This is a genomic window from Kribbella sp. NPDC026596, assembly GCF_040638415.1.
In the GTDB taxonomy this organism is placed as follows: domain Bacteria; phylum Actinomycetota; class Actinomycetes; order Propionibacteriales; family Kribbellaceae; genus Kribbella.
Genome location: NZ_JBEZYF010000065.1, coordinates 44,521 through 51,769 on the forward strand (window position 1 = coordinate 44,521; position 7,249 = coordinate 51,769).

Below are 7,249 nucleotides of genomic sequence, written 5' to 3' on the forward strand. Positions count from 1 at the left end.
CGAACCTGGCGACCGTACAGGTGACTGTGCGATGACCGAACTCGTTCAGCTGCCGGCGCCGCCCGGCCTGACTGAGGTCGAGGCTGCCCGGAAGCTCGACCAGTATGGCCCCAACACCACGGCCTCCCCCAAGCCTCCGTCCGCGCTCCTCCGGATCCTGGCACAACTGCGGGACCCGATGATCCTGCTGCTCCTGGGCGCTGCCGTACTCACGGCGACGCTCCACGACCTCGCCGACCTCGCGGTGATCCTGATCGTGATCGTGCTCAACACCGCCGTCGGCGTGGTCCAGGAACTCAAGGCCGAACACGCGCTGGCCGCGCTGAACCGTCTTGCCGCACCGCACGCGACCGTACTCCGTTCCGCCCGGACGATGGTGATCCCCGCGGCGGACGTCGTTCCCGGCGATCTGGTCCTGCTCGAAGCAGGCGACATCGTCCCGGCAGACCTCGAGCTCAGCGGAGCAGTTCGCCTGCAGACCGACGAGTCAGCCCTCACCGGTGAGTCGCTGCCGGTCGAGAAAGACACCGGCAACGAAGTCTTCGCAGGCACGGTAGTGACCCGCGGCCGAGGTTCCGGAGTTGTCTCTCGCACAGGCCCGGACAGCGCGCTCGGCCGGATCGCGGACCTGCTCTCCAATCAGCGACCACGACCTACGCCACTGCAACTCCGGCTCAGGTCACTCAGTCGCATCCTCAGCGTGGTCGCGCTGCTGCTATCCGGCGTCGTCGCCGTGGCTGGGTTGCTTCGGGGGCTCCCGCCCGCAGACATGATCGTGACCGCGGTGAGCCTCACGGTCGCGGCCGTACCCGAGTCCCTGCCCGCCGTCGTCACCCTCGCCCTCGCCATCGGTGCCCATCGAATGGCCCGCCGGTCGGCCGTCGTCCGCCGGCTGCCGGCCGTCGAGACACTCGGCTCCGTCACAGTCGTGGCCGCGGACAAGACCGGCACGCTGACAGAAGGAGTGATGCTGGCCGAGCGCCTGTGGACCGACCACGGCGAATTCATTGCCAGCGGCAACGGTTATGCGCCGGCCGGCGGACTGGCTCCGCTCGGCGATGCCGACCCACCGCAACAGCTGCTTCGTGACATCGTGCTGTGCAACGACGCGGACCTCAGGCCACCGGGACCGGACCAGCAGGAATGGTTGCCATTGGGTGATCCCACCGAGGCGGCGCTGCTCACGGTGGCCCATCGCGGCGGGTTCGATCCCGAACCGCTGCGGGCGGCCCACCCGAGGATCGCCGAACTGCCCTTCGACAGCGTCCGCAAGCGGATGACCACCTTTCACCGGATACCCGGCGAGGACAGCATCCTGGTCGTCGGCAAGGGCGCACCCGAAGTGATCCTCGATCCGGCGGTCACGTCGTACGGCGACATCGCGACGGCCCGGGTCGTCGCGGCCGAACTCGCGGACGACGGGTACCGGGTACTGGCAGTTGCCGATCGGCTGCTGCCACCTGGTACACCCCGCACCGAGGACGGCTTGCAGCTCGTCGGCCTGGTGGCGCTCACCGATCCGGTCCGCCACAACGCCGCGGAGGTGACGACCGCTTTCAGCGACGCCGGCGTCGACCTGCTCCTGATCACCGGAGACGCGCCCGGCACCGCACATGCGGTGGCCGAACGGGTCGGCCTGCACACAGCCGGCGTCGTTACCGGTGCCGACATCGATGAAGGCGCCGACCCGGCCGTCGGACGGGTGTTCGCCCGGATCCGGCCCGAGCAGAAGCTCGACATCGTGCGCGCCTGGCAGCGCGCTGGGCATGTCGTCGCCATGACAGGCGACGGCGTCAACGACGCACCGGCCCTGCGGTGTGCCGACATCGGGGTCGCGATGGGCAAGGACGGTACCGAGGTGGCCCGGCAGGCGGCCGACCTGGTCTTGACCGACGACGACCTCGGCACGGTAGTGGTGGCCATCGAGGAGGGACGCCGCATCTACGCCAACGTGCGGACCTTCCTGCGCTACGCACTCAGCGGCGGACTGGCCGAAATCCTGGTGATGCTGATCGGACCGATGCTCGGACTCGCCGCCCCGCTCCTCCCCGCGCAGATCCTCTGGATCAACATGCTCACCCATGGACTGCCGGGCGTCGCGATCGGCGCCGAACCCGCCGACCCCCGGGGCGATGCGGCGCGGTCCACGATCTCCGCGCGAGCAGGTCCTCGGTGCGGGCCTTTGGCAACGAGTCGCCTGGACCGGCGCACTGATCGCCGCCGTCACCCTCGCCGCCGCCCTGTGCATCCGCGCGACCGGTGGACCCTGGCAAACGATGGCGTACGTCGTCCTCGGCATGGCCCAACTGGGCGTCGCCATTGCTCTCCGCCGACCGCGTCCCAGGGGTGAGCGTCGGCTCCGCTTCCTCGACGTCGCCGTCCTGGGCGCCCTGCTGGCGCAGATCGGGCCGCTGTTCGTTCCACCGCTGCGCGAGCTGCTCAGCCTGCACGCCCTGTCGGCTTCCGAGCTGGCTGTCGCCGCTACCTTCGCGATCCTCCCGGGCCTGATCGTCGCCGTCCGGCGTCGTACTCGGAGGCAGCCATGAGCAGGTCGGAGATCGGCTGCTGAAGGGCTCTGAGCGAGCGAGGGTCCCGCCTGGTTCAGGACTGTCGGCCCTGCCGACCGCCCGCCGCTTGCCGTGTGCTGGAGATGACCAGCAAGGGAGGATACCCGTGAACGCTCCAGTCCTGACCCGCGACGAGGTGGGCATTCTGCTCACCGCCGCGATGTACGCCCCGTCCATGGGCAACACCCAGCCCTGGCGGTTCGAGGTCGCCGGACCCGTGATCGACGTCCGGCTCGACGAGGACCTGGTCCTGCCGGCCGCCGACCCGGCCGGCCGTGCGATCAGGATCGGTCTGGGCGCGGCGGCCTTCAACCTCCGCGTTGCCGCTGCCATGCTCGGACACGAGCCGACGTTCGCCGCCTCCCCCGACCCGGCCGAACCGGCGGTGGTCGCCCGGATCTACCTGTCCGACCGCAGCAGCCCGGTGACCGAGCTGTCCTCCCTGTTCGGCGAGATCTCGCGCCGTCACACCTATCGCGGCCCGCTGCTCGACCAGGCAATCCCGCTGACGGTGATCAGCGCATTGACCCGGGCCGCAGAGGTCGAAAGCGCCGAGCTGCACTGGTTGAACGAGCACACCACCCGGAAGCTCGGACAGCTCCTGCGGAGGGCCGACGACCTCGACCTGCACGACGAGGACCGCCTGCACGAGCGTGGCCGATGGATCGGCGGCAAGCGCCAGTACGACGGCATACCCGGCCCTGCCCTCGGGCCGGCGCCGACCGGTCCGGCCATGGTCCGGGACCTGGCGGCCGGGTTCGCCGTACCCGGACGCGAGCACGCGGTGTTCGAACGACAACCGCGGATCGCCGTACTCGGCACCGCGGACGAGGACGAGCGCGCATGGGTGCAGGCCGGCCAGGCGTTGGAGAGAGTGTTGCTGACAGCAACTTCCTCGGTGCTGGCCGCCTCCTTCCTCAACCAGGCGCTGGAGTACCCGGCGCTACGGGCGCAGGTCCGGGAGCTGGTCGGCGGACGGAGCTGGCCGCAGATGATCCTCCGGATCGGCTATCCAGCCCAGGCAGAGGCACGCACCGGCCGCCGCCAGTGGTCGGAGACCGTCGATCGGGTCAGCGTCGAGCCATGAACGACTGGATCCACCGCTTTGGTGGCTACGATCCTGGCGACGAGCGCCGGCGCGAGGCGCTGTGCACCGTCGGCAACGGGTACGTCGCCACCCGAGGCGCCTGGGCGGGCGCGGTGGCCGGCGAACACCACTACCCGGGGACCTATCTGGCCGGTTACTACAACCGGCTGGCCGATCAGGTCAACGACCATATGGTCGAGAACGAGAGCCTGGTCAACCTGCCGGACTGGCTGCCGCTGACGGCTGCCATCGACGACGGCGACTGGCTCACTCCCGACAACTGCGAGGTACTCGAGCACGACCAGGAGCTGGACCTGCTGCGCGGCGTCCTGACCCGGCGGTTCCGGCTCCGCGATCCGCACGGCCGCGAGATCCTCGGCGTGGAACGGCGCTTCGTCAGCATGGCCGAGGCACACCTGGCCGGCCAGACGCTCGCCGTCACCGTCGTCAACTGGGAGGGTCGTCTACGGCTCGGGACGGCGGTGAACGGGACTGTCCGGAACGCCGGCGTCGAGCGCTACCGGAAACTGTCCGGCCGGCATCTGACCGACGTGTCCGCAACGGTTGCCGACGGCAACCTCACGGTGACCGCGACCACCTCCCAATCGCGCCACCGGGTCGCCGTCGGCACGCGAACTATCGCCGCCCACAACGGATCGCCAGTCGCGGGCTGGATCTCGCGGACGTCCGCGTCCGCGGAGGTGCTCATCCCGGTCGGCCTTGGCGACGTCGTCACCGCCGAGAAGGTGGCCGCGATCTACGGGTCGCGAGACCCGGGAATCTCCGAACCGCTGCTGGCCACCCGCACGGCACTCGCGAACGCGCCCGGTTTCGACCAGCTGCGCGAAGCCCACGTGCTGGCCTGGTCACACCTGTGGCGGCAGTTCTCGCTCGATCTCGAGGAGCCGTTCGACGGCACCCTGGCCGCCGTCCGGCTGAATGTCTTCCACCTGCTCCAATCGGTCTCGTCACACAGCGCCGACACCGATGCCGGCGTACCCGCTCGCGGCCTGCACGGGGAGGCGTACCGCGGTCACATCTTCTGGGACGAGCTGTTCATCTTCCCCGTCCTGACCTTGCGCCGGCCGGCTCTGACCCGGGCGCTGCTGCTGTACCGGTACCGGCGGCTGCCCGCCGCCCGGCAAGCGGCCCGGCAGGCGGGCTATCCGGGAGCCATGTATCCGTGGCAATCCGGCAGCGACGGCCGCGAGGAGAGCCAGCGGCTGCATCTCAATCCGCTGTCCGGTCGCTGGAGTGAGGACGCGACGTTCCGGCAACGGCATGTCGGTCTGGCGATCGCCTACACCATGTGGCAGTACTTCGAGCTGACCGGCGACCTCGCGTTCCTCGGCGACTACGGTGCCGAGGTCATCGTCGAGGTGGCGCGGTTCTTCGCCGGCCTGGCCGAGTACGACCAGGGTCGCGACCGTTACGTCATCCGTGGTGTGGTCGGGCCTGACGAGTTCCACACCGGCTATCCCGATCAGCCGGCCGCTGGGATCGACAACAACGCCTACACGAACGTCATGGCAGCCTGGCTGTTCGGCGTGGCCGCGAAGGCCCTGAACCGGCTGCCGAGCTGGCAACGAACCGAGCTCGGCGAGTCCATCGGCCTCCGGCCCGAGGAGCTGAGCCACTGGGACGAACTGACCCGCCGGATGTACGTCCCATTCCACGACGGGGTGATCAGTCAGTTCGAGGGGTACGAGCGACTGACCGAGCTCGACTGGCAGAACTACCGAGCCAGGTACGGCGACATCCGCCGACTGGACCGGATTCTCGAAGCCGAGGGACGCGACGTGACGGCGTACCAGGTCTCCAAGCAGGCTGACGTGTTGATGTTGCTGTACCTGCTGCCGCGCCGGGAGCTGCGCGGTCTGATGGAACGGCTCGGCTACCCGCTGACCGCCGAGACCATCCGCGCCACGGTCGAGTACTACCTGGCCCGCACGTGCCACGGCTCGTCGCTCAGCGCGGTGGTGCACGCCTGGGGACTGGCGATGCTCGATCCTGATCAGGCCCTTGGGTTCCTCGAGCAGGCGCTGCACAGCGACGCCGGCGATCCGAGCCGGACCGGTACGACCGCCGAGGGCATCCACCTTGCCGCGATGGCCGGCAGTGTCGATCTGATCCAGCGCTGCTTCACCGGTCTCAGCACGACGAACGACGTACTCCGCTTCGAGCCGCACTGGCCGGGCAAGCTCGGCACCCTGCGGATGATACTGCGCTACCGCGGACACCGTCTCACCGCGGAGGTGTCCACCGACGGGGTGACCCTCTCCGTCGATCCTGACCGCGGCGCCCCCATCACCGTCCGCTGCTTCGGCCGGACCCGGCAACTGAAGGCCGGCGAGTCTGCAACCTGGTCTCGCCGCAGCACCCCGGCGGTGAGTGGTTAGGGTTCAGGCATGGGGAGCAGCGTTTACGTCGCGTCGGTGGAGGGGTCCACCGGAAAATCCACAGTCGCCCTCGGACTGCTTCAGCAGCTGTCGCGCCGGGTCGACCGGGTGGCCGTGTTCCGCCCGATCGTTCGCCCGGACATCGCCACGCATGGTGGCCGTGACTACGTCCTGGACCTGCTCACGGCCCACGATGCGGTCCAGTTGGCGTACGACGACAGCCTCGGCGTGACGTACGACGAGGTGCACGCGGACCCCGACGCCGCGCTCGACGCGATCGTGCAGCGCTATCACGAGGTCGCCGACCGCGCCGACGTCGTACTCGTCGTCGGCAGCGACTACACCGACGTGGGGACGCCGACGGAGTTCTCCTACAACGCGAAGATCGCCGCCAACCTTGGTACGCCGGTCGTCCTTGTTCTCAACGGGTTCCAACGCAGTCCGCGTGATCTTCGGATGATCGGCGACATGGCCATCGGGGAGCTCCGAGGCAACCACGGTTCGCTGGCGGCTGTGGTCGCGAACCGCGTGGCTCCGCAACAGCTCGCCGACACGGTCGCGGCACTCACCGGTGCCGGTGGACCGGCGTTCGCCCTCCCGGAAGAGCCGCTTCTGAGCCAACCTACGGTGGCCGACCTGCTGGCCCCGGTCCAAGGTCGTTTGCTGAGGGGCGACCCCGCGCTCCTGACGCGCGAGGTCACCGGCCTCGTCGTCGCCGCTATGACGATGCCTAACGTGCTCGACAGACTGTTCGACGGAGCCGCGGTGGTCACCGCGGCGGACCGCCCAGAGGTCGTGCTCGGGGTCCTGATGGCCCACGCGTCACTGAACTTCCCGCAGATCTCCGCGGTCGTCCTCAACGGTGGTTTTACGCTGCCGGCCCAGGTCCAGCGACTGATGGACGGCCTCGGGGTGACCTTGCCGATCCTCGAGACCACCTTCGACACGCAGGCCACGTCGGCGGCCCTGACCGCCGTCCGCGGGCGCCTCACGAAGGAGTCGCCGCGCAAGGTGGACGCCGCGCTGTCACTGTTCGAGCGGAACGTGGACGGCGAGGTCCTCCTCGATCAGCTCGAGGTCGCACGCAGCAACGCGGTGACACCGCTGATGTTCGAGCACCAGCTGATCGACGAAGCAGTTGCCCACCGCAAACACATCGTCCTGCCCGAAGGCGAGGAGGAGCGCATCCTGCGGGC

4 protein-coding genes and 1 pseudogene are annotated in these 7,249 nt (G+C 69.3%); all 5 read left to right on the forward strand.

What is annotated here, in order from left to right; genetic code table 11:
* Positions 1-31: 31 nt before the first annotated feature.
* Positions 32-2,077 (forward strand): annotated as a pseudogene (locus AB0E63_RS36735) (HAD-IC family P-type ATPase); the annotation flags it as partial.
* A gap of 55 nt (positions 2,078-2,132) precedes the next feature.
* Positions 2,133-2,546 carry a cation-translocating P-type ATPase C-terminal domain-containing protein gene (locus tag AB0E63_RS36740; protein WP_360376475.1) on the forward strand — a complete coding sequence of 138 codons (414 nt, stop codon included), beginning with the start codon at positions 2,133-2,135 and terminating at the stop codon, positions 2,544-2,546.
* A gap of 127 nt (positions 2,547-2,673) precedes the next feature.
* A complete protein-coding gene (locus AB0E63_RS36745; RefSeq protein WP_360376477.1) occupies positions 2,674-3,654 on the forward strand; it encodes a hypothetical protein in 981 nt (326 codons plus the stop codon).
* The gene (locus tag AB0E63_RS36750; RefSeq protein ID WP_360376479.1) at positions 3,651-6,053 is read left to right on the forward strand and encodes a glycosyl hydrolase family 65 protein; all 2,403 of its coding nucleotides are present in this window, start codon (positions 3,651-3,653) and stop codon (positions 6,051-6,053) included. The genes AB0E63_RS36745 and AB0E63_RS36750 overlap by 4 nt, the downstream gene beginning before the upstream one ends.
* A 9-nt stretch (positions 6,054-6,062) precedes the next feature.
* Positions 6,063-7,249, forward strand: a 1,187-nt coding sequence (locus AB0E63_RS36755) for a DRTGG domain-containing protein (protein WP_360376482.1), incomplete at its 3' end; no start/stop codon positions are given.

Coding starts and splice junctions, on each gene's coding strand:
- AB0E63_RS36740 (WP_360376475.1), top strand. CDS start 2,133: ATGCGGCGCGGTCCACGATCTCCGCGCGAGCAGGTCCTCGGTGCGGGC.
- AB0E63_RS36750 (WP_360376479.1), top strand. CDS start 3,651: ATGAACGACTGGATCCACCGCTTTGGTGGCTACGATCCTGGCGACGAG.